Below are 20,101 nucleotides of genomic sequence, written 5' to 3' on the forward strand. Positions count from 1 at the left end.
GCAGCAGAACTGCTCCGGCTTTTTACAGTGGGCTACTTACAAGCTTTGCAGAGCATCCAACAGCGCCTGATTCTGTTCCGGCGTGCCAATGGTGATGCGCAGGAACTGGGCAATGCGCTGCTGCTTGAAGTGGCGCACGATCACGCCCTGTTCACGCAAGCCAGCGGCCAGGGTCGCTGCATCTTTCTCCGGGTGACGGGCAAAGACAAAGTTCGCCGCTGAAGGCAACACCGCAAAGCCGAGCTTCTCCAGCCCAGCCACCACAACCTCACGGTTGTCGATCACTTGCTGACAGGTCTGCTGGAAATACGCTTTGTCCGCAAACGCCGCCGCCGCACCGGCAATCGCCATGCGATCCAGCGGATAGGAGTTGAAGCTGTTTTTGATCCGCTCCAGTGCCTCGATCAAATCCGCATGGCCGACCGCAATCCCGACCCGCAAACCCGCCAGGGAACGCGACTTGGACAAAGTCTGGCTAACCAGCAAATTCGGGTATTTATCGACCAGACTGATCGCCGTCTCACCGCCGAAATCGATATAAGCCTCGTCGACCAGTACCACGGTATCGCTATTGGCCTTGAGCAGACGCTCGATGGCATCTAGGCCCAGCGCACAACCGGTTGGCGCATTCGGGTTGGGGAAGACGATGCCGCCGTTGGGCCGCGCATAATCTTCAACACGAATCTGGAACTGCTCATCCAGCGGCACCTGCACGGAGCCGATGCCATACAGGCCGCAATACACCGGATAAAAGCTATAGCTGATATCCGGAAACAGCAGCGGTTGGCCGTGCTGAAACAGGCCATTAAAGGCGTGCGCCAGCACTTCATCAGAACCGTTACCGACGAATACCTGGTTGGTTTGCACGCCGTAGTAATCAGCCACCGCCTGCTTCAGCCGGTCGCTATTCGGGTCCGGGTACAGGCGCAGGCTGTCGTTCAGCTCAGCCTGCATCGCGGCGATTGCCTTAGGCGACGGGCCATAAGGGTTTTCATTGGTGTTGAGCTTGACCAGCTTGGCCAGTTTCGGCTGCTCACCCGGCACATAAGGCACCAGGTCTTTGACGAAGGGGCTCCAGAATTTGCTCATCTGCCCTTCTCTCCTCGAATTCGTTGCGTTGTTGATGGGTATCGCTGCGCTCCACCCATCCTACGGAAACCGTTATGGCTTGATGCGGTATTCGGCGCTGCGGGCGTGGGCGGTTAGCGACTCACCACGCGCCAGTACGCTGGCAACCTTGCCCAGTTCCGAGGCACCTTCTGCCGAACAATGAATGATCGACGAGCGCTTCTGGAAGTCATACACCCCCAGCGGCGAGGAATAGCGCGCCGTGCCGGAGGTTGGCAGCACGTGGTTGGGACCGGCGCAGTAATCGCCAAGGGCCTCGGCGGTATATCGGCCCATAAAGATCGCGCCCGCGTGACGGATCAGCGGCAGGTACTGCTCGGGGTTTTCCACCGACAGTTCCAAGTGCTCCGGCGCAATGCGGTTGGCCACTTCAATGGCCTGCGCCATATCCGCAACCTGAATCAGCGCACCACGACCCTCAAGCGAAGTGCGAGCAATCGTCTCGCGCTCCAGGGTCGGCAGCAGCTTGGCGATGCTCTCGGCGACACGGTCGAGGAAGGCCGCATCCGGGCTGACCAGAATCGACTGGGCGTCTTCGTCGTGTTCGGCCTGGGAGAACAGGTCCATGGCGATCCAGTCCGGATCAGTCTGGCCATCACAGACCACAAGAATTTCCGAAGGACCGGCGATCATGTCGATGCCAACCTTGCCGAATACGTGGCGTTTGGCGGTGGCAACATAGATATTGCCTGGGCCAACAATCTTATCCACCGGCGGCACGCTTTCAGTGCCGTACGCCAGCGCGGCGACAGCCTGAGCACCACCGATGGTGAACACCCGGTCGACGCCAGCGATGCAGGCAGCAGCCAGAACAATCTCATTGATCTCGCCACGCGGCGTCGGCACCACCATCACCACTTCCGGCACGCCAGCAACCTTGGCCGGAATCGCATTCATCAGCACCGAGGACGGATAGGAGGCTTTACCGCCCGGCACATACAGGCCAGCGCGATCCAGCGGCGTGACCTTCTGGCCCAACACCGTGCCGTCGGCTTCGGTGTAGGTCCAGGACTCCTGCTTCTGCCGTTCGTGGTAAACCCGCACGCGTTCGGCGGCTTTTTCCAGTGCACTGCGCTGCTCGTCAGTGATACGCGTCAGGGCCAGCTCCAAACGCTCACGCGGCAGGATCAGATCCGCCATGGAGGCCACATCTAGGCCGTCAAACTGCTTGGTGAACTCGACCAATGCGGCGTCACCACGCTCACGCACGGCTTTGATGATATCCAGCACGCGATGGTTGACCGCATCGTCCGAGACACTTTCCCAGCTCAGCAGATGATCCAGATGCTGGGCAAAGTCCTGGTCAGCGGCATTGAGTCGGCGGATAGCGATAGGAGCGGTCATAGCGGGCCTCTTAATTGGCAAATGCTCAAGCGCCCGTAGAGTAACAACCACTCCGCGCGGGCACCTGAGAATTTTGGCTATAACGCGGATAGGCTAGGCCGCACAGTGGCGGCCATAAGACTCAGCGGGGGTGTCGCGCTTCAACCGCATCGCGCAGGGTGTCGATCAGCAACTGAATGCGCGCGTGCTGCATCTTCATCGACGCTTTGTTAACCACCAGACGCGAGCTGATCGTAGCGATCAGTTCCTGGGCTTCCAGGCCATTGGCGCGCAAGGTGTTGCCGGTGTCGACCACGTCAATGATCTTGTCGGCCAGACCCACCAGCGGTGCCAGCTCCATCGAGCCGTACAGCTTGATGATGTCGACCTGACGCCCCTGCTCAGCGTAATAACGCTTGGCCACGTTGACGAATTTGGTCGCCACACGCAGCCGACCTTTCGGCTCAGACGCGCCGACAGCACCTGCTGTCATCAGTTTGCACCGGGCAATACGCAGGTCCAGCGGCTCGTACAAGCCCTGGCCACCGTACTCCATCAGCACGTCTTTGCCGGCTACACCGAGGTCTGCCGCACCATGCTCGACATAGGTCGGCACGTCGGTAGCACGCACGATCAACAGACGCACATCATCCAACGTGGTCGGGATGATCAGCTTGCGGCTTTTGTCCGGATTTTCGGTCGGCACGATGCCTGCTGCTGCGAGCAGCGGCAGGGTATCGTCGAGAATGCGACCTTTGGAGAGAGCAATAGTCAGCATGGTATCAACCCGGCACTCGACGAATTTTGGCACCCAAGAGCTGTAGTTTTTCTTCAATGCACTCGTAGCCGCGGTCGATGTGATAGATACGGTCGATCAACGTGTCGCCTTCAGCAATCAGTGCCGAGATAACCAGGCTGGCCGATGCGCGCAGGTCAGTCGCCATAACCGGCGCGCCCTTTAGCTTCTCGGTGCCGGTGACAATGGCAGTATTACCTTCGACCTGGATCTGCGCGCCCATGCGAATCATTTCATGCACATGCATAAAACGGTTCTCAAACACGGTTTCGATCACAGCACCAGTGCCTTCCGCAATCGCATTCAAAGCAACAAACTGCGCCTGCATATCGGTCGGAAACGCTGGATACGGAGCGGTACGCAGGTTTACGGCCTTCGGCCGCTTGCCGTGCATGTTCAACTCAATCCAGTCATTGCCACAGGTAATTTCAGCACCGGCTTCCTGCAACTTGGCCAGCACCGCTTCAAGAGTAGTGGGGTCAGTGTCCTTGACCTTGACCCGACCACCCGTGATAGCCGCAGCAACCAGGTAGGTGCCGGTCTCGATACGGTCGGGCATCACGCTGAAGCGCGCACCGTGCAGACGCTCAACACCGTCGATGGTGATAGTGTCAGTCCCGGCACCGGAAATCTTCGCACCCATGGCGATCAGGCAGTTGGCCAAGTCTACCACTTCCGGCTCGCGCGCGGCGTTTTCCAGCACGCTACGGCCTTTGGCCAACGTGGCGGCCATCATGATGTTTTCCGTACCGGTCACACTAACGGTATCGAAAAAGAAGTGCGCGCCACGCAGGCCGCCCTCGGGAGCCTTGGCCTTGATATAGCCGGCTTCGACATCAATGATCGCGCCCATGGCTTCCAGACCACGGATGTGTAGGTCAACCGGACGCGAACCAATGGCGCAACCACCTGGCAAGGCCACTTCTGCATAACCAAAACGCGCCACCATTGGGCCAAGCACGAGAATCGATGCGCGCATGGTTTTCACCAGCTCGTAAGGCGCAACCAAGGTTTTGATCGCCCGCGCGTCGACTTCCACGCTGAGTTTTTCGTCGATGATCGGCTCGATACCCATGCGACCGAACAGCTCGATCATGGTGGTGATGTCATGCAGGTGTGGCAGGTTGCAGATGGTGACAGGTGCGTCACCGAGCAGGGTGGCAGCGAGAATCGGCAGGGCAGAGTTCTTCGCCCCGGAAATGCGGATTTCGCCATCGAGGCGCACACCGCCGGTAATAATCAGTTTGTCCATGATTCTCTCGGTTTAGGAGCGCGCGGCCCAATCGGCACGGCTGAAGAATTTCATACTCACGGCATGGATGCTGCCATCAGCGATCCAGGCATTGAGGTGAGCGTAAATCTGTTGCTGACGCTTGACTGGGCCAAGGCTCGCCAGTTCATCGCTGATCAGATTCAGCTGAAAGTTGCAGCCTTCGCCTTCAACTTCAACTTGGGTATCCGGCAATTTAGCCTCAAGGAGACTCTTTACTTCTAAGGCCTGCATGCTCAACCTCGATCAATGCATGAATTAACACAGCCGAGCAGACGCTCGTGGGCCGAGCATCATACAAAAAAGGCTCCTGCCTGCGAACCCCGCATTGTTGCCGCCCGACTGACACCACTACTCACGGCAAGCTCAAGCTTGCAGCGGCAGGATTTCCAGCAAGCCGCAAACTTTAGCGATTTCCCGCATATCCTTGGGCAGATTGCGCACCGCGAGTGTTTTGCCGGCAGCGCTGGTGTCGCGCATAAAGGCCAATAACAAGGACACACCAACACTACTGGAGCGCTCCACACCAGCGCAGTCAATCACGCAAACATCAGGCTGACTGGCCTTGAGCAAGCGCGCGCCCTGCTCTCGCAGGGCCGGGGCGTTTTGGTAATCGAGCACCCCAAACAGCTGCAAGACCCCAGATTCAGCCTCACTGATACGCGCTTGGCTCACGACGCGTTCGCTCCTTGCCGGGCCTTGGCAACCGTCTGAGTCCAATTGTCGATGACCTTATCCAGGTCATTGTGGTTGTCCTGCATGGCTTGCGAGAACTGGTCGCGGAACAACTTACCGACGTTGATGCCGTTAATAATCACGTTACGCATCTTCCAGGTGCCGTCCTGGCTAACCATGGTGTAAGACAACGGATAGACTGCTCCCTTGCCATCCTTGATCTCCATGTTCACCGAAGTCCGCTCTGGGTCCTGCTGACCGCTAACCGGCAGCACACGGATATCCTGGTTGTTGTATTCAAGCAACGCATTGCCATAGAACTGCATCAGGCTGCGTTTGAAATTTTCTTCAAACCGCAGCATCTGCTCGGGCGTCGCCTGCCGCGAATAACGCACAGTCATCACGCCACGGGAAATCCCCTCAACATCCACAACCGGCCCTAGGATCGTATTCAAAGCATCGTAGAAGGCACCAGGATCAGTGCGGTACTGCTCCTTGTTGGTTTTGAGGTCAGCTAGCAGGGTCGTGGTGGTCTGCTGCACAACCTCATGAGCCGCTGGAGCTGCCAGCAACGAGGAGGAGATAGCGGCCAAGCATACGAAAAGACCGTTACGCAGTATTTTAATCATGTGCAAAACCCCTTATTTGTTGGCCTGGTCTTTATTGACCGAATTGAGCAAAAACTTGCCAATCAGGTCTTCCAGCACCAGCGATGACTGCGTGTCGTGAATGGTACTCCCGTCATGGAGAACCTCCTCCTCACCACCAACGCTAATTCCGATGTATTTTTCGCCCAACAGCCCGGCGGTCAAAATCGAAGCAGTAGAGTCCGCTGGCAGGTTATCCACGGCGTTGTCCAACTGCATGGTGACACGCCCCATATAGCTATTGCGATCCAGGTCAATCGCAGTCACTTTGCCGATCGTCACACCCGCCATGGTGACTTTCGACCTCACAGTCAAACCGGCGATATTCTCAAAGCGCGCGTACACCTTGTATGTATTGTCACCGCTGCCAACGGTCAGACCACTGACACGCAAGGCCAACAGCAACAAGGCCAGCAACCCAGCCAACAAGAACAAGCCGACACCCACTTCCAGCGTGCGGTTCTGCATCAGAAATCTCCAAACATCAAAGCAGTCAGAATAAAGTCCAGCCCCAATACGGCGAGCGAGGCGTACACCACCGTTTTAGTAGTGGCACGGCTAATCCCTTCCGAAGTCGGCTCACAGTCATATCCCTGAAACACGGCGATCCAGGTCACGACGAACGCAAAAACGATGCTCTTGATTACACCATTGAGCACATCCTCACGAAACGAAACACTGCTCTGCATATTGGCCCAGAACGAGCCCTCATAGACGCCGAGCCAGTCGATAGCGACCATTGCGCCACCCCAGATACCAACCACGCTGAAGATCATGGCCAACAACGGCATCGAGATAAAACCGGCCCAGAGGCGCGGCGCAACGATGTATTTGAGCGGGTCAACACCGATCATTGCCAGGCTCGACAGCTGCTCGGTGGATTTCATGTTGCCGATTTCCGCCGTTAACGCCGAACCAGCACGCCCAGCAAACAGCAAAGCCGTCACTACTGGTCCTAACTCGCGCAGCAAGGTCAGAGCAACCATCTGCCCTACCGCTTGCTCCGAACCGTACTGAGCAAGAATGCTGAACCCCTGCAACGACAGCACCATACCAATGAAGATGCCCGACACCACAATAATCGCCAGAGACATCACACCGACCGAATACAGCTGCTTAACCAATAGTTGAAAGCTGTTACCCGCAGCACTACGCCCCAAAAGAGCACGCAACAGGAATACCGCTGAGCGCCCTAGTGTGGCCACCACATCAATACCGGCGCGCCCGAACAGACGCACCCGCTCGAGCACAGATGTCTTGCGCATCAGCGCCCCCCTAGCAGATCGTCGCGGTAGTTGGCCGCAGGAAAGTGAAACGGTACAGGCCCATCCGGCGTGCCTTGCATGAACTGGCGCACACGCGGACTGTCCGACGCCTTTAGTTCAGCTGGAGTCCCCTGCCCTAGCACCTGAGTGTCGCCCACTATATAGATGTAGTCCGCAATACTCGCGGTTTCTGCAAGATCGTGAGACACCACCACACTGGTAATACCCAAGGCGTCGGTCAGCAGGCGAATCAGGCGCACCAGAACCCCCATGGCAATAGGGTCCTGACCGACGAAAGGTTCGTCATACATCAATATTTGCGGATCCAGGGCAATCGCGCGGGCCAACGCAACGCGGCGCTTCATGCCGCCCGATAGCTCATCAGGCATCAACTCAAACGCACCGCGTAAGCCAACCGCCTGCAACTTCATCAGGACGATGTCACGGATCATTTCTTCTGGCAGCTTAGTGTGTACACGCAATGGAAACGCGACGTTCTCGAACACATCCAAGTCAGTGAACAGCGCGCCACTCTGAAACAACACACCCATCTGCTTGCGCATATCGAATAACTCGCTACGCGACAGGCTCGGCACGTTCAATCCATTGACCCAAACCTCCCCTTCAGAGGGTTTGAGCTCGGCAGCAATCAGACGTAGCAGCGTGGTTTTACCACAGCCGGACGGCCCCATAATGCCGACCACCTTGCCGCGTGGAATCTGGATATCAATATTCTTAAAAATATCCCGCTCGCCGCGCTTAAAGCTCACGCTCTTCAGCTCAACTGCATACGGGCTCTCGGCACTCATCTGGACTCCTTGCTTAACGCCTGCCTGACTGACGCACAACCCAAAGAAAAGGGCACTAATCGCCGTCGAACGCACCGAAATGGGCGCGAACTATACCATTGCGACATAGCCCACCCAAGATTGAACTTAGCGCTACAGCCAAGCACGTCACAGCCGCAACCTGTAGTACACCGTCGAAATACTGGGCAGGCGCTGCATTACCGTTATAATCGACAGCTTTTAACCAGCAGACCACAGAGTTTCGATGAGCCAGCCAACCGACCTGATCCAGTCCGCACAGCGCACCATCCGCCTTGAGCTTGAGGCGATACAGGACCTGCTGCAGCGCATCGACGGCGATTTCATCCGTGCTTGCCAACTGATTCTTGAAAGCAAAGGCCGCGTAGTAGTGGTCGGGATGGGCAAATCCGGCCATGTCGGCAACAAAATTGCGGCAACCCTAGCCAGCACCGGCACTACCGCTTTCTTTGTACACCCGGCTGAGGCCAGCCATGGCGACATGGGCATGATCACCCGTGACGACGTGGTGCTGGCACTCTCCAACTCAGGCTCCACTGCGGAAATCGTCACCCTACTACCACTGATCAAACGACTCGGCATCACCCTGATCAGCATGACCGGCAATCCGGAATCGCCGCTCGCCAAGGCCGCCGAAGTCAACCTGGACGCACGTGTATCCCAGGAAGCCTGCCCACTGAACCTGGCACCGACCTCATCTACTACGGCATCACTGGTATTGGGTGACGCCCTGGCCATCGCCCTGCTTGAGGCCCGCGGATTCACTGCCGAGGACTTCGCTTTCTCCCATCCGGGTGGTGCGCTCGGCCGCCGCCTGCTGCTCAAGGTCGAGAATGTCATGCATGCCGGCGACAGCCTGCCGCAAGTCAAGCAAGGCACCAGCCTACGCAACGCACTGCTGGAGATGACCCAAAAAGGCCTCGGCATGACCGCCGTACTGGGACACGATGGTCAACTTGCTGGGGTCTTCACCGACGGCGACCTGCGCCGCGCCCTTGATAAAGGTATAGACGTACGCGATGCATGCATCGACGACGTCATGACCCGCCACGGAAAAACGGCCCGCGCCGACATGCTCGCTGCCGAGGCCCTGAAAATAATGGAAGACAACAAGATCAGCGCACTGGTCGTGGTAGACAACAGCGGCCGCCCGGTCGGCGCCTTCAATCTTGGTGATCTGCTGCGCGCAGGAGTAATGTGATGAGCAACCTACTGCAACGCGCCCAAGCTATTAAACTGGCGATCTTCGACGTCGATGGCGTGCTAACCGACGGCAAGCTGTATTTCCTTGTCGACGGCAGCGAGTTCAAAACCTTCAACACTCTCGACGGCCACGGCATCAAAATGCTGATCAACTCAGGCGTGCGCACCGCGATCATCAGCGGCCGCAAGACCCCAGTTGTTGAGCGCCGCGCACAAAACCTAGGTATTCAACACCTTTATCAAGGCCGCGAAGACAAACTGGTGGTACTGGACGAACTGCTCGGCAAACTGGGCCTAGACTATGCGCAAGTTGCCTATTTAGGTGACGACCTACCTGACCTGCCGGTGATCCGCCGTGTAGGCCTGGGCATGGCGGTCGCCAGCGCCGATAGCTTTGTTCGCCAGCACGCTCATGGAGTAACCCAAGCCCGAGGTGGCGAAGGTGCAGCACGCGAGTTCTGCGAACTGATCATGCATGCCCAAGGCACCCTTGAAGCCGCTCAAGCCGCTTATCTATAGGCCCACAATGCCCCGCAAGTTATTCAATATTGCCCTGCTCGTCGTTGTCGCACTGCTGGTTGCGACTCTCGGCTACTGGAACCTCAACCCGGAAAGCTTTAACGGGCAACCCGCCAAAGCGGAAGCCAACAACGCCGTCGACTTTTACGCCACCAACACCTATACCGTGCAGTACCAAGCCGACGGCAAACTGCACTACGACCTGACAGCCGATAAGGTCGAGCACATCAAGGCCAGCGACATTACCCTGATGACGAAGCCGAATATGAACCTGTTCCGCGGCACTGAGCTGCCCTGGAAGATCCGCAGTGATCGCGGCGAAGTATCCCCAGGCGGCACCGAAGTTGAGCTGATTGACCAGGTCCGCGTCGACCGCACTGACGCCAAAGGCCGCCCAACCATACTCACTACCAGCCGCCTGACCGTATTCCCCGAGAAGGAATATGCGCAGACCCAGCAAGCCGTTAGAATTGTCGCGGCCAATGGGGTGACCACGGCACAAGGAATGAAAGCGTACATGAATGACGGCAGGATGCTCCTGCTGTCCAACGTAAGAGGTCAGCATGAGGCTCGTTAACACCCTCCCCCTACTACTCAGCCTCAGTGCCGCACTCGGAAGTGTCAGCGCCTGGGCTTTACCGTCTGATCGTGAACAGCCAATCCGCATCCAGGCTGACAGCGCAGAGCTTGATGACAAGCAAGGCGTTGCCGTCTATCGCGGTGACGTCGTCATCACTCAAGGTACAATGAAGGTCACTGGCGACACCGTGACTATCACCCAAAACGCCCAGGGCGATGTTGAGGTATTCACCTCAGTCGGCAAACCAGCTTATTACGAACAACAGCCATCGGCTGACAAACAGATCGTCAAAGCCTACGGTCTAACCATTCAGTACTTCATGGCTAACGAGCGAGTCATACTGATCGATCAAGCCAAAGTAATTCAAGAAGGCAACACCTTCGAAGGCGAGAAGATCGTCTATGACACTCGACGCCAGATCGTCAACGCCGGACGCGCCACAGGCAATAACGTCACCGCGCCGCGCCCTCGCATCGATATGGTGATCCAGCCGAAGAACAAACCAGCCGACAAGCAGGCGCAGTAATAATGGCCACATTAAAAGCCCAACACCTGGCCAAAAGTTACAAAGGCCGCCAGGTCGTGCGCGACGTCAGCCTGAACATCGAGAGCGGCCAAATCGTCGGCCTACTCGGCCCCAACGGCGCAGGTAAAACCACCTGCTTCTACATGATTGTTGGCCTGGTACAGGCTGACCAGGGCCGCGTACTGATCGATGACCTGGATGTCAGCCACCAACCGATGCACGGCCGCGCACGCGCCGGCATCGGTTACCTGCCGCAAGAGGCCTCGATCTTCCGCAAGCTCAGTGTGGCCGACAACATCATGGCCATCCTGGAAACCCGCAAAGACCTCAGCCGCAGCGCTCGCCAGCAAGAACTCGAAAGCTTGCTGCAGGAGTTCCACATCACCCATATTCGCGACAACCTAGGGATGAGTCTGTCTGGCGGTGAGCGACGCCGCGTAGAGATTGCCCGCGCCCTGGCAACCAACCCTAAGTTCATCCTGCTAGATGAACCCTTTGCAGGCGTCGACCCGATTTCCGTAGGCGATATCAAGCAGATCATCCATCACCTCAAAGCCAAAGGCATCGGTGTACTGATCACCGATCACAACGTCCGCGAGACCCTAGACATCTGCGAAACCGCCTACATCGTCAGTGATGGCCAACTGATCGCCGAGGGCGATGCGCAAACTATTTTGGCCAACCAGACGGTAAAAGAAGTCTATCTGGGCCATGAATTCAGGCTGTAAAACAGCTTTTCTCTGGCCAACTGCAGCCAAGGCTAGGCAAAAGCCTTAAAGTCAGGCATATAATTTGCTTCCTAGTGGCGATTTTTTAAACCGCCCTGTAGTGGATTGCGCACAGACGCCGGTAAATAAGGTCTGCAATGAAACCATCGCTAGTCCTGAGAATGGGCCAGCAGCTGACGATGACACCGCAGCTGCAACAGGCCATCCGCCTACTCCAACTGTCGACCCTGGATCTGCAACAAGAGATCCAGGAGGCCTTGGAGTCCAACCCGATGCTCGAACGCCAGGAAGATGGCGATGACTTCGACAATTCGGACCCTATGGCCGATGGCGCTGAAAGCGCTAGCGCCAACACGAGCGAACAGCCCGAAGCACCCTACCAAGAAACCAACTATCAGGAGTCCACGCAGACGGTGGACAATCTGGAAGAAGGTGACTGGGGTGAGCGCATTCCTAACGAGCTGCCAGTCGACACGGCCTGGGAAGATATCTACCAGACCAGTGCCAGCAGCCTGCCCAGCAGCACCAACGATGACGACGAGTGGGACTTCACCACGCGCACATCCAGTGGTGAGAGCCTGCAGAGCCACCTGCTCTGGCAACTCAATCTGGCCCCCATGTCCGACAAGGACCGTCTAATCGGCGTAACCCTGATCGATTGCATCAACGAGCAGGGTTACCTAGACGAAACCCTAGAAGAAGTGGTCGATGCCTTCGATCCTGAACTGGATATCGAACTCGACGAAGTCGAAGCCGTACTGCACCGTATTCAGCAGTTCGAACCCACCGGCATCGCTGCACGCAATCTAGGCGAATGCCTGCTTCTTCAGCTGCGCCAGCTTCCTGCGAAAACACCGTGGCTTAGCGAGGCCCAGCGCCTGGCCAATGACTACCTAGACCTTTTAGGAAGCCGCGATTACAGCCAGTTAATGCGCCGCATGAAGCTCAAAGAAGATGAGCTGCGCCAAGTTATTGACCTGATCCAGAGCCTCAACCCGCGCCCCGGCTCACAAATCGAGTCCAGCGAACCTGAATACGTAGTACCAGACGTAATTGTGCGCAAACACAACGAGCGCTGGTTAGTGGAGTTAAACCAAGAGGCCATGCCGCGCTTGCGCGTCAATGCGCAGTACGCCGGCTTCGTCAAACGCGCCGACTCCAGCGCCGATAACACCTTCATGCGCAACCAGCTTCAAGAAGCACGCTGGTTTATCAAAAGCCTGCAGAGCCGCAACGAAACACTGATGAAAGTGGCTACGCAGATCGTCGAGCACCAACGTGGCTTCCTCGACTACGGCGACGAGGCGATGAAACCCCTCGTGCTGCACGATATTGCCGAGGCGGTGGGCATGCATGAATCGACCATTTCTCGCGTTACCACGCAGAAATTCATGCACACCCCGCGCGGTATTTACGAACTGAAATACTTCTTCTCCAGCCATGTCAGCACCTCTGAGGGCGGTGAATGCTCGTCAACCGCGATCCGTGCCATCATCAAAAAACTGGTCGCTGCGGAAAGTGCGAAAAAGCCATTGAGTGACAGCAAGATCGCTGGTTTACTGGAGGCACAAGGCATTCAAGTAGCCCGCCGCACGGTCGCCAAGTACCGTGAATCCCTCGGGATAGCGCCCTCCAGCGAGCGTAAACGATTAATCTAAGGCGGTAGAAAACGGAAGATCGATCACACTGCACAGAACAATCCTAGCCACGTCTTTTTTGTAAAAGCGGCCATACTGCCAGCAAGCAATCAACGTCAGTGCCAAGCTCGTTCTGACAGAGTCTTCCACGTCACAGTGTTCCGGCGGCAGGCCTATCGCCTGCCTCTTACACACGGCAACAAGGAGAAAGCGGTATGCAAGTCAACATCAGTGGACATCAGCTGGATGTGACCGACGCCCTACGCGACTACATCGTCGAGAAACTCGGCCGATTAGAGCGCCACTTCGACAAAATCACCAACGTGCAAGTCATTATGGAGGTCGAGAAACTCAAGCAGAAAATCGAAGCGACCCTGCACATTGCCGGCGGCGAAGTCGTCGCCAACGCCGAGCATGACGACATGTACGCCGCTATAGATTTACTAACCGACAAACTCGACCGACAACTCATCAAACACAAGGAAAAACAGCTCGATCGTCAACAAGGCGCTATGGCCCGCTGACGTCGTCTATCTCCTATGATCCGACTTGAAACCATCCTGACCCCCGGCCGTTCCCTCGTGAACGTGCCGGGCGGCAGCAAAAAACGTGTTCTCGAACAGATTGCCAACTTGGTGGCGCGCGAGCTGCCGGACCTGGATGGCCAAGATATTTTCGAAAGCCTGATAGCCCGCGAGAAACTTGGCTCGACCGGTTTCGGTAATGGCATCGCCATTCCGCATTGCCGTCTGACAGGTTGTAGCGCCCCCATCAGCGCCCTGCTGCGCTTGGATGCGGCTGTCGATTTCGATTCCATTGACGGCGTACCGGTGGACCTGCTGTTTGTCCTACTGGTGCCAGAAGCCGCAACTGATGCGCACCTGGAGCTGCTTCGGCAAATCGCCAGCATGCTCGATCGTGATGACGTCCGCGCGAGCCTGCGCCACGCCGAAACCAGCGAGGCCCTGTATCAGGTCGTAGTGGACGTACAAAGCCAACTCAACCGAGCCTGAGCATGCGCCTGATCATCGTTAGCGGGCGCTCCGGCTCAGGTAAAAGCACCGCCCTCGACGTGCTTGAGGACAACGGATTCTACTGCATCGACAACTTGCCGGCCGGGCTGTTACCGGAGCTGGCCGAACGCGCACTGCTACACACAGAACTGTTGCACCCGCTGGTTGCTGTATCAATTGATGCCCGTAACTTGCCGAGCCAGCTCAAGCGCTTCCCAGAACTGCTCGATGAAGTACGCGCACGGCATATCAAGTGTGACGTGATCTATCTGGATGCCGACGAAGAGACCCTGCTCAAACGCTTCTCGGAAACCCGCAGACGCCATCCACTGACCAACGAAACACGCTCACTGGCAGAAGCCATCGCCGATGAGAGCCTGCTGTTGGGTCCGATCATCGACCTCGCCGACCTAAAGATCGACACCACTCACCTAAACCTGTACCAGCTGCGCGACAGTCTCAAGTTGCGCCTGCTCAACCAGCCCGAGCCTGGCACGGCATTTCTACTGGAGTCCTTTGGCTTCAAACGTGGCATGCCAGTAGACGCTGACTTGGTATTCGACGTGCGCTGCTTGCCCAACCCTTACTGGAAGCCAGACTTACGCGATTACTCTGGTCTCGACCAGCCTGTTGCAGACTACCTCTCAACCCAGGCCGATGTTGAGGAAATGTACCAGGACATTCTCGCCTACCTGAGCAAGTGGCTACCGCGCTTTGCCGCCAGCAACCGCGCTTATGTCACGGTAGCGATTGGCTGTACCGGTGGGCACCATCGCTCGGTTTACTTGGCCAACCGCTTAGGGGAAGCCCTAAAACCCATCCTGAAAAACGTTCAGACTCGCCACCGCGACCTCAGTTAAGGAATTGCCGCGATGCCCGCCCGCGAAATAGTCATTATCAACAAGCTTGGCCTGCACGCCCGCGCTGCCGCCAAGTTTGTTGGCGTTGCCGGGCGCTTTCCTTGCCAGATCAAAGTGGGTCGTAGCGCAGAGAGCCTGGTTGACGGCAAAAGCATTATGGCGGTGATGATGCTAGCCGCCGGCAAAGGCACTGTCGTGCACTTGCATGCCGAAGGCGAGCAAGATGGCGAAGCACTGCAGGCACTGAGCGACCTAATCAACAATTACTTCGATGAAGGCGAATAAAACCGCCGACAATAAAAAACGTTCGGCAAAGATCTTTAACGTCGCGTAGCGACGTTAAGCAAGGTGGCCGCCACGTATGGCAAAAAATAAAAAGGGCTGTCCACGGCAATGGACAGCCCTTTTTTGTGCCAGACGGCTTTAGGGGCTCACTCGCGGCTCGCGATGAAACGGCAACAGACCCTAGCTACCGGCCACCGTCATCCGCTCGATCAACACCGAGCCGGTACGAATATTACTGCGCAGCTCCAGATCATTACCCACTGCGACAATCTGCTTGAACATGTCACGCAGGTTGCCGGCGATAGTGACTTCCTGCACCGGAAACTGAATTTCGCCGTTCTCCACCCAGTAGCCGCCAGCACCACGCGAATAATCACCGGTAACCATGTTCAGGCCCTGACCCATCAGCTCGGTGACTAGAAGTCCTCGCCCCATACGCTTAAGCAGAGCCTTCTGGTCTTCATCGCCATGGCTGACAAACAGGTTGTGCACACCGCCGGAGTTGGCGGTACTCGGCATACCCAGCTTGCGCCCGGAATAGGTGCCGAGCACATAGGACAGCAGCTCACCGCGCTCGACAAAGGATTTGGCATAGGTGGCCAGACCATCACCATCAAAAGCAGCACTGCCTAGCGCACGCGGAATATGCGGGCGCTCATCGAGTGTTAGCCACTCGGGAAACAACTGCTGCCCCAGCGCGCCCTCGAGGAACGACGACTTGCGGTACAGATTGCCGCCAGAAATAGCCGCTAGAAAGCTGCCAAACAGCCCGCCCGCTAGCTCTGCGGCAAACAACACCGGCACCTCACAGGTCGGCACCGGGCGCGCGCCCAAACGGCTGACCGCCCGCTCAGCAGCGCGACGGCCAATGCTACCCGCATCAGCCAGCAATTCACCTTGGCGGTTAACGTCGTACCAGTAATCGCGCTGCATCTGCCCGCCCTGTTCGGCGATCATCACGCAGCTCAAACTGTGCCGCGTGCTGGCATAGCCATTTACAAAGCCATGGCTATTACCGTACACCCGACAGCCTTGATGGGTATTGAGGGTGGTGCCATCAGCATTTTTGATCCGTTGATCGGCGGCAAAAGCCGCCGCCTCACAGCTCAATGCCTGCTCAATGGCCTGTTCCGGAGTGATCGACCAGGCGTGGTACAGATCCAGCGGCGGCAGCTCGCGAGCCATTAGGCCCGCATCGGCCAGGCCGGCACATTCGTCTTCGGAGGCATGCTTAGCAATCGCCAGCGCAGCGGCGACGGTTTCCCGTATGGCGGCCTCGCCGCTGGCGGAAGTGCTGGCAGAGCCCTTGCGCTGACCAACATACAGCGTGATACCAAAACCCTGGTCACGGTTGAACTCGACCGTTTCTACCTCACCCTGGCGCACGGTGGTGGATAAGCCCTGCTCCACCGAGACGGCCACCTCACAGGCGCTGGCACCCTGCTTTCTCGCTTCGGCAATTATCTGCTCGACTTGGGCCTGCAATTGCGGCACAGCCTGCGGGCCGACGATGTCTACTGCACTCATAAGAACTCCTGAACGATAAGCGGCAAGCGCGGCCACGCAGGCCAGACGCTTACAGCTGGAAACTTGCTGCTATCATGTCGGCGTTTTCCACTGGACCGCCACCATGTCTGAATACCTTGACGACTTCTCCGGCGAGAAGAGCAAAACCCAGGTCAAGCGCGAGTTTCATGCGCTACAAGATCTGGGGCAACGCCTGACCACCCTGAAACTCGATCTACTGAACAAACTGCCGCTGACCGACGAGCTGCGCCGCGCGCTTGCCGAAGCACCTAAACACACTGCCAATGCCGCAAAAAAGCGCCATGTGCAGTTTATCGGCCGGTTAATGCGCGATCAGGACGTCGAATCCATCCTGACCTTGCTCGACCAGCTTGATGCCTCGACGCGTCAGTACAACGAGCGCTTTCATAATCTGGAGCGCTGGCGCGACCGTTTGATCAACGGCAACGATGACACTCTGGAGGCCTTTGTCGGCGAGTATGCCGATGCCGACCGCCAACACCTGCGCCAACTGATCCGCCAGGCCCAACACGAACTGGCACAAAACAAAGCGCCCGCCGCTTCACGCAAAATCTTCAAATACATCCGTGAGCTGGATGAGACCCAGCGCGGTCTGCGCTGACCCCGTAGCAATCCGCAACCTAATATCTAGGTTGCGGTGAGCGCGACGAAGCCCAATGCAATATTGGGCTTCAGCGAGACACCAGCCTAAACGCCGTAGAGCCAGCAGACAAAACCACCCAGTACCACAGCAACCACTTCAACAAACCCTAGGGCACCTAGCCAACGCACACTGCGCACGGTCTTGCTTGGACGAATGCGCCCAAGCGAAAACACGATAATCGTCCAGCGGCCCAACGAATAGCACAGCCACTCAAAGAACCAGCCGAACAGCAGTTCGCCAAACAGCTCAGCCACAACCTATGCCCCTGTGCCACCCACAGTAATCGCATCAATTTTCAAGGTTGGCTGACCAACTCCCACCGGCACTGACTGACCGTCCTTACCGCACGTGCCAACGCCGCTGTCCAGCGCCAGGTCGTTACCGACCATCGACACCTTACTCATCGCCTCCGGGCCATTGCCGATCAGGGTTGCGCCTTTGACCGGCGCGGTGATTTTGCCATCTTCAATCAGATAGGCCTCGCTGGTGGAAAAGACGAACTTGCCACTGGTGATATCCACTTGGCCGCCGCCGAGGTTGGCGCAATAGATGCCTTTCTTCACCGAGCGGATGATTTCTTCGGGATCGCTCTCGCCGGCCAGCATGTAAGTATTGGTCATACGCGGCATCGGCAGGTGCGCATAGGATTCGCGCCGGCCGTTACCGGTGGCAGCGACGCCCATCAGGCGAGCATTGAGTTTGTCCTGCATATAGCCCTTGAGCACACCGTTCTCGATCAGCGTGGTGCACTGAGTCTGTGTGCCTTCATCGTCCATGCTCAGCGAGCCACGGCGCTCGGCCAGGGTGCCGTCATCGACAATAGTGCACAGGCTCGACGCCACCTTCTCACCGATTTTGCCGCTGTAGGCCGAGCTGCCCTTACGGTTGAAATCGCCTTCCAGCCCGTGACCGACCGCTTCGTGTAGCAGCACGCCGGACCAACCTGCGCCCATCACCACTGGCATGCTACCCGCTGGCGCGGGAATCGCTTCCAGGTTGACCAGCGCCTGGCGTAGCGCCTCACGGGCATAGCCCATGGCGCGTTCTTCGTTGTTGCTGGTCTGCTCAAGAAAATAGCGGTAATCAGTGCGCCCGCCGCCACCGTGGCCACCACGTTCGCGGCGACCGTTTTGCTCGACGATCACGCTGACATTGAAGCGCACCAGCGGCCGAATATCCGCGCCCAGACTGCCGTCATTGGCGGCCACCAGAATGCGATCCCAAACACCGGCCAGGCTGACAGAAACCTGTTTGATCCGCGGATCGAGCGCGCGAGTGGCGACATCAATGCGCTTGAGCAGCTCGACCTTCTCCGCACGCCCCAGTACATCCAGCGGGTTGTCTTGGGCATATAGCGGTTTGATCAGCGGACTGCTGAATGTCTGTACACGACCATTCTGCCCAGCCCGAGCAATCGAACGAGCCGCACGCGCGGCCTGACTCAGGGCATCAGCAGTGATCGCATTACTGTAAGCAAAACCGGTTTTCTCGCCAGACTGCGCGCGCACACCGACGCCCTGATCGAGGTTGAAGCTGCCTTCTTTGACGATGCCATCCTCTAGCGCCCAGGTTTCTGACACCTGGCTCTGAAAGTACAAATCGGCAGCATCGATTCCCGGCCCAGCCAGATCAGCCAAAACCCCAGGCAGATGCTCGATGGTCAAACCGCCCGGACCCAGCAGATGTTCACTGACGGACACCAACATATCGCTCATAACTACTCCAAACCTGGCAGCCGCGGTTCGGCCGCTGCAAAAAATCGTTTATGCCGCGCCACCGGCATGCGCTGGCGGATCGCCGCCTGCTCCATGGCATTGCGCTCAGCCAACAGCACACCGGGGCCTTGCGGTAACTCACCGAGTACTTGCCCCCATGGGTCGACAATCGCCGAATGACCAAAGGTCTCGCGTCCGCCCGGATGAGTACCGCCCTGTCCGGCTGCCAGCACATAGCACTGGGTTTCAATCGCCCGTGCACGGTTCAATACCTGCCAGTGCGCCGCGCCGGTAACGGCGGTGAATGCCGCCGGCACACTGATCAATTCCGCACCAGCAGCACGTAACGCGCTGTACAACTCAGGGAAACGCAGGTCATAGCAGACCGTCATCCCCAATCGACCAAAGGGTGTATCCGCCACCACCACCTGACCGCCAAAGGCGTAATCGTCAGATTCGCGATAGCGGGCGTGGCTGTCGCTGACATCCACATCGAACAAGTGCAGCTTGTCATAACGCGCAACACGCTGACCGCCATCATCGACCAGCAAAGAACAGGCATGAGCCTTTGCATCGGGCTGACCATCTGGCGGCAAGGGCAAGGTGCCGGCAACAATCCACAACTGTAAGTCGCGGGCGGCCTGTTCTAGCCAGGGCAGTATTGGACCCTCGCCAAGCGCTTCGGCCCGCCCCAACGCAGCCTGGTCACGCCGACCCATGGCGGCGAAATTTTCCGGCAAAACCGCCAAGCGTGCGCCCTGCTCGGCAGCCTGCTCGAGCAACTGCCGAGCCTGCGCCAGATTAGCCAGGACATCGGCTTGGCTGACCATTTGAATGACTGCGAGGGTCATGACTGTTGCATCTCAAGCAGGATGATGGGCAACAGCTTACAAGTCATACCGGCTGCTGCACA

The 20,101-nt window shown here is 57.6% G+C and carries 25 protein-coding genes; 11 read left to right on the plus strand and 14 right to left on the minus strand.

From position 1 onward, the window contains the following. Positions 1 to 36: 36 nt before the first annotated feature. From hisC to VCA57_RS14430, 10 genes are all read right to left on the minus strand, one after another. Complete coding sequence (gene hisC / locus VCA57_RS14385) at positions 37 to 1,089, minus strand: histidinol-phosphate transaminase (RefSeq protein ID WP_411185737.1); 1,053 nt, start codon at positions 1,087 to 1,089, stop codon at positions 37 to 39. Between the two features lie 72 nt (positions 1,090 to 1,161). Further along, positions 1,162 to 2,472 carry a histidinol dehydrogenase gene (hisD, locus tag VCA57_RS14390; protein ID WP_411185738.1) on the minus strand — a complete coding sequence of 437 codons (1,311 nt, stop codon included), beginning with the start codon at positions 2,470 to 2,472 and terminating at the stop codon, positions 1,162 to 1,164. A 121-nt stretch (positions 2,473 to 2,593) separates the two neighbouring features. Next, positions 2,594 to 3,229, minus strand: a complete 636-nt coding sequence (gene hisG, locus VCA57_RS14395; protein ID WP_411185739.1) for an ATP phosphoribosyltransferase — start codon at positions 3,227 to 3,229, stop codon at positions 2,594 to 2,596. 4 nt (positions 3,230 to 3,233) lie between these two features. Then, entirely contained in the window at positions 3,234 to 4,499 is a 1,266-nt protein-coding gene (gene murA / locus VCA57_RS14400) for a UDP-N-acetylglucosamine 1-carboxyvinyltransferase (protein ID WP_411185740.1), read from the minus strand. Positions 4,500 to 4,511: 12 nt separating this feature from the next. Further along, positions 4,512 to 4,751 carry a BolA family protein gene (locus VCA57_RS14405; RefSeq protein WP_411185741.1) on the minus strand — a complete coding sequence of 80 codons (240 nt, stop codon included), beginning with the start codon at positions 4,749 to 4,751 and terminating at the stop codon, positions 4,512 to 4,514. Between the two features lie 132 nt (positions 4,752 to 4,883). Continuing rightward, the gene (locus VCA57_RS14410; RefSeq protein WP_411185742.1) at positions 4,884 to 5,192 is read right to left on the minus strand and encodes a lipid asymmetry maintenance protein MlaB; all 309 of its coding nucleotides are present in this window, start codon (positions 5,190 to 5,192) and stop codon (positions 4,884 to 4,886) included. Then, complete coding sequence (locus tag VCA57_RS14415; RefSeq protein WP_411185743.1) at positions 5,189 to 5,821, minus strand: phospholipid-binding protein MlaC; 633 nt, start codon at positions 5,819 to 5,821, stop codon at positions 5,189 to 5,191. Before VCA57_RS14415 ends, VCA57_RS14410 begins: the two co-directional genes overlap by 4 nt. 12 nt (positions 5,822 to 5,833) lie before the next feature. Continuing rightward, positions 5,834 to 6,307, minus strand: a complete 474-nt coding sequence (gene mlaD, locus VCA57_RS14420; RefSeq protein ID WP_411185744.1) for an outer membrane lipid asymmetry maintenance protein MlaD — start codon at positions 6,305 to 6,307, stop codon at positions 5,834 to 5,836. Then, the gene (gene mlaE / locus VCA57_RS14425) at positions 6,307 to 7,104 is read right to left on the minus strand and encodes a lipid asymmetry maintenance ABC transporter permease subunit MlaE (protein ID WP_411185745.1); all 798 of its coding nucleotides are present in this window, start codon (positions 7,102 to 7,104) and stop codon (positions 6,307 to 6,309) included. The genes mlaD and mlaE overlap by 1 nt, the downstream gene beginning before the upstream one ends. After that, positions 7,104 to 7,913, minus strand: a complete 810-nt coding sequence (locus VCA57_RS14430; protein ID WP_411185746.1) for an ATP-binding cassette domain-containing protein — start codon at positions 7,911 to 7,913, stop codon at positions 7,104 to 7,106. The genes mlaE and VCA57_RS14430 overlap by 1 nt, the downstream gene beginning before the upstream one ends. Before the next feature lie 244 nt (positions 7,914 to 8,157). Here VCA57_RS14430 and VCA57_RS14435 point away from each other — a divergent pair, with 244 nt between their 5' ends. The 10 genes from VCA57_RS14435 to VCA57_RS14480 all read left to right on the plus strand — a co-directional run bounded on the left by VCA57_RS14435 (position 8,158) and on the right by VCA57_RS14480 (position 15,282). After that, a complete protein-coding gene (locus VCA57_RS14435; RefSeq protein WP_411185747.1) occupies positions 8,158 to 9,132 on the plus strand; it encodes a KpsF/GutQ family sugar-phosphate isomerase in 975 nt (324 codons plus the stop codon). Then, a complete protein-coding gene (locus VCA57_RS14440) occupies positions 9,132 to 9,653 on the plus strand; it encodes a KdsC family phosphatase (RefSeq protein ID WP_411185748.1) in 522 nt (173 codons plus the stop codon). The genes VCA57_RS14435 and VCA57_RS14440 overlap by 1 nt, the downstream gene beginning before the upstream one ends. A 7-nt stretch (positions 9,654 to 9,660) precedes the next feature. Then, a complete protein-coding gene (gene lptC, locus VCA57_RS14445; RefSeq protein WP_411185749.1) occupies positions 9,661 to 10,230 on the plus strand; it encodes an LPS export ABC transporter periplasmic protein LptC in 570 nt (189 codons plus the stop codon). Next, the gene (gene lptA, locus VCA57_RS14450; RefSeq protein WP_411185750.1) at positions 10,217 to 10,759 is read left to right on the plus strand and encodes a lipopolysaccharide transport periplasmic protein LptA; all 543 of its coding nucleotides are present in this window, start codon (positions 10,217 to 10,219) and stop codon (positions 10,757 to 10,759) included. Before lptC ends, lptA begins: the two co-directional genes overlap by 14 nt. Before the next feature lie 2 nt (positions 10,760 to 10,761). Then, positions 10,762 to 11,487 (plus strand): LPS export ABC transporter ATP-binding protein, encoded by a 726-nt coding sequence (lptB, locus tag VCA57_RS14455; RefSeq protein ID WP_411185751.1) that lies wholly within the window; start codon positions 10,762 to 10,764, stop codon positions 11,485 to 11,487. Between the two features lie 137 nt (positions 11,488 to 11,624). Continuing rightward, positions 11,625 to 13,145: an RNA polymerase factor sigma-54 gene (locus tag VCA57_RS14460; RefSeq protein ID WP_411185752.1), complete on the plus strand. Its 1,521-nt coding sequence runs from the start codon at positions 11,625 to 11,627 to the stop codon at positions 13,143 to 13,145. Between the two features lie 194 nt (positions 13,146 to 13,339). Next, positions 13,340 to 13,648, plus strand: a complete 309-nt coding sequence (hpf, locus tag VCA57_RS14465) for a ribosome hibernation-promoting factor, HPF/YfiA family (protein WP_411185753.1) — start codon at positions 13,340 to 13,342, stop codon at positions 13,646 to 13,648. A gap of 15 nt (positions 13,649 to 13,663) precedes the next feature. After that, positions 13,664 to 14,137 (plus strand): PTS IIA-like nitrogen regulatory protein PtsN, encoded by a 474-nt coding sequence (gene ptsN, locus VCA57_RS14470; RefSeq protein WP_411185754.1) that lies wholly within the window; start codon positions 13,664 to 13,666, stop codon positions 14,135 to 14,137. Positions 14,138 to 14,139: 2 nt separating this feature from the next. Beyond that, positions 14,140 to 14,997, plus strand: a complete 858-nt coding sequence (gene rapZ / locus VCA57_RS14475; protein WP_411185755.1) for an RNase adapter RapZ — start codon at positions 14,140 to 14,142, stop codon at positions 14,995 to 14,997. Between the two features lie 12 nt (positions 14,998 to 15,009). After that, positions 15,010 to 15,282, plus strand: coding sequence for an HPr family phosphocarrier protein (locus tag VCA57_RS14480; protein WP_411185756.1), 273 nt, complete (start codon positions 15,010 to 15,012; stop codon positions 15,280 to 15,282). Positions 15,283 to 15,462: 180 nt separating this feature from the next. On the opposite strand, the gene pmbA is transcribed toward VCA57_RS14480, so the two are convergent. Further along, on the minus strand, positions 15,463 to 16,809 hold the full coding sequence (pmbA, locus tag VCA57_RS14485) for a metalloprotease PmbA (protein ID WP_411185757.1): 1,347 nt from the start codon (positions 16,807 to 16,809) through the stop codon (positions 15,463 to 15,465). A gap of 103 nt (positions 16,810 to 16,912) precedes the next feature. Here pmbA and yjgA point away from each other — a divergent pair, with 103 nt between their 5' ends. After that, entirely contained in the window at positions 16,913 to 17,431 is a 519-nt protein-coding gene (gene yjgA, locus VCA57_RS14490) for a ribosome biogenesis factor YjgA (protein ID WP_411185758.1), read from the plus strand. 86 nt (positions 17,432 to 17,517) lie between these two features. Here the strand turns inward: yjgA and VCA57_RS14495 are convergent, their stop codons facing one another. The 3 genes from VCA57_RS14495 to VCA57_RS14505 are packed head-to-tail and all read right to left on the minus strand — an operon-like array spanning position 17,518 to position 20,039. Beyond that, on the minus strand, positions 17,518 to 17,727 hold the full coding sequence (locus tag VCA57_RS14495; RefSeq protein WP_411185759.1) for a hypothetical protein: 210 nt from the start codon (positions 17,725 to 17,727) through the stop codon (positions 17,518 to 17,520). 3 nt (positions 17,728 to 17,730) lie between these two features. Continuing rightward, positions 17,731 to 19,188, minus strand: a complete 1,458-nt coding sequence (gene tldD / locus VCA57_RS14500) for a metalloprotease TldD (protein ID WP_411185760.1) — start codon at positions 19,186 to 19,188, stop codon at positions 17,731 to 17,733. A 2-nt stretch (positions 19,189 to 19,190) separates the two neighbouring features. Then, the gene (locus tag VCA57_RS14505) at positions 19,191 to 20,039 is read right to left on the minus strand and encodes a carbon-nitrogen hydrolase family protein (RefSeq protein ID WP_411185761.1); all 849 of its coding nucleotides are present in this window, start codon (positions 20,037 to 20,039) and stop codon (positions 19,191 to 19,193) included. Positions 20,040 to 20,101 lie beyond the last annotated feature (62 nt).

The sequence above is a fragment of the Pseudomonas sp. genome, assembly GCF_046581935.1.
Lineage (GTDB): Bacteria > Pseudomonadota > Gammaproteobacteria > Pseudomonadales > Pseudomonadaceae > Aquipseudomonas.

What these genes read in the sequence shown, in the direction of transcription:
- hisC (WP_411185737.1), bottom strand. Translation starts at nt 1,089, where the DNA reads ATGAGCAAATTCTGGAGCCCCTTCGTCAAAGACCTGGTGCCTTATGTG.
- hisD (WP_411185738.1), bottom strand. Translation starts at nt 2,472, where the DNA reads ATGACCGCTCCTATCGCTATCCGCCGACTCAATGCCGCTGACCAGGAC.
- hisG (WP_411185739.1), bottom strand. Translation starts at nt 3,229, where the DNA reads ATGCTGACTATTGCTCTCTCCAAAGGTCGCATTCTCGACGATACCCTG.
- murA (WP_411185740.1), bottom strand. Translation starts at nt 4,499, where the DNA reads ATGGACAAACTGATTATTACCGGCGGTGTGCGCCTCGATGGCGAAATC.
- VCA57_RS14405 (WP_411185741.1), bottom strand. Translation starts at nt 4,751, where the DNA reads ATGCAGGCCTTAGAAGTAAAGAGTCTCCTTGAGGCTAAATTGCCGGAT.
- VCA57_RS14415 (WP_411185743.1), bottom strand. Translation starts at nt 5,821, where the DNA reads ATGATTAAAATACTGCGTAACGGTCTTTTCGTATGCTTGGCCGCTATC.
- mlaD (WP_411185744.1), bottom strand. Translation starts at nt 6,307, where the DNA reads ATGCAGAACCGCACGCTGGAAGTGGGTGTCGGCTTGTTCTTGTTGGCT.
- mlaE (WP_411185745.1), bottom strand. Translation starts at nt 7,104, where the DNA reads ATGCGCAAGACATCTGTGCTCGAGCGGGTGCGTCTGTTCGGGCGCGCC.
- VCA57_RS14430 (WP_411185746.1), bottom strand. Translation starts at nt 7,913, where the DNA reads ATGAGTGCCGAGAGCCCGTATGCAGTTGAGCTGAAGAGCGTGAGCTTT.
- VCA57_RS14435 (WP_411185747.1), top strand. Translation starts at nt 8,158, where the DNA reads ATGAGCCAGCCAACCGACCTGATCCAGTCCGCACAGCGCACCATCCGC.
- VCA57_RS14440 (WP_411185748.1), top strand. Translation starts at nt 9,132, where the DNA reads ATGAGCAACCTACTGCAACGCGCCCAAGCTATTAAACTGGCGATCTTC.
- lptC (WP_411185749.1), top strand. Translation starts at nt 9,661, where the DNA reads ATGCCCCGCAAGTTATTCAATATTGCCCTGCTCGTCGTTGTCGCACTG.
- lptA (WP_411185750.1), top strand. Translation starts at nt 10,217, where the DNA reads ATGAGGCTCGTTAACACCCTCCCCCTACTACTCAGCCTCAGTGCCGCA.
- lptB (WP_411185751.1), top strand. Translation starts at nt 10,762, where the DNA reads ATGGCCACATTAAAAGCCCAACACCTGGCCAAAAGTTACAAAGGCCGC.
- VCA57_RS14460 (WP_411185752.1), top strand. Translation starts at nt 11,625, where the DNA reads ATGAAACCATCGCTAGTCCTGAGAATGGGCCAGCAGCTGACGATGACA.
- hpf (WP_411185753.1), top strand. Translation starts at nt 13,340, where the DNA reads ATGCAAGTCAACATCAGTGGACATCAGCTGGATGTGACCGACGCCCTA.
- ptsN (WP_411185754.1), top strand. Translation starts at nt 13,664, where the DNA reads ATGATCCGACTTGAAACCATCCTGACCCCCGGCCGTTCCCTCGTGAAC.
- rapZ (WP_411185755.1), top strand. Translation starts at nt 14,140, where the DNA reads ATGCGCCTGATCATCGTTAGCGGGCGCTCCGGCTCAGGTAAAAGCACC.
- VCA57_RS14480 (WP_411185756.1), top strand. Translation starts at nt 15,010, where the DNA reads ATGCCCGCCCGCGAAATAGTCATTATCAACAAGCTTGGCCTGCACGCC.
- pmbA (WP_411185757.1), bottom strand. Translation starts at nt 16,809, where the DNA reads ATGAGTGCAGTAGACATCGTCGGCCCGCAGGCTGTGCCGCAATTGCAG.
- yjgA (WP_411185758.1), top strand. Translation starts at nt 16,913, where the DNA reads ATGTCTGAATACCTTGACGACTTCTCCGGCGAGAAGAGCAAAACCCAG.
- tldD (WP_411185760.1), bottom strand. Translation starts at nt 19,188, where the DNA reads ATGAGCGATATGTTGGTGTCCGTCAGTGAACATCTGCTGGGTCCGGGC.
- VCA57_RS14505 (WP_411185761.1), bottom strand. Translation starts at nt 20,039, where the DNA reads ATGACCCTCGCAGTCATTCAAATGGTCAGCCAAGCCGATGTCCTGGCT.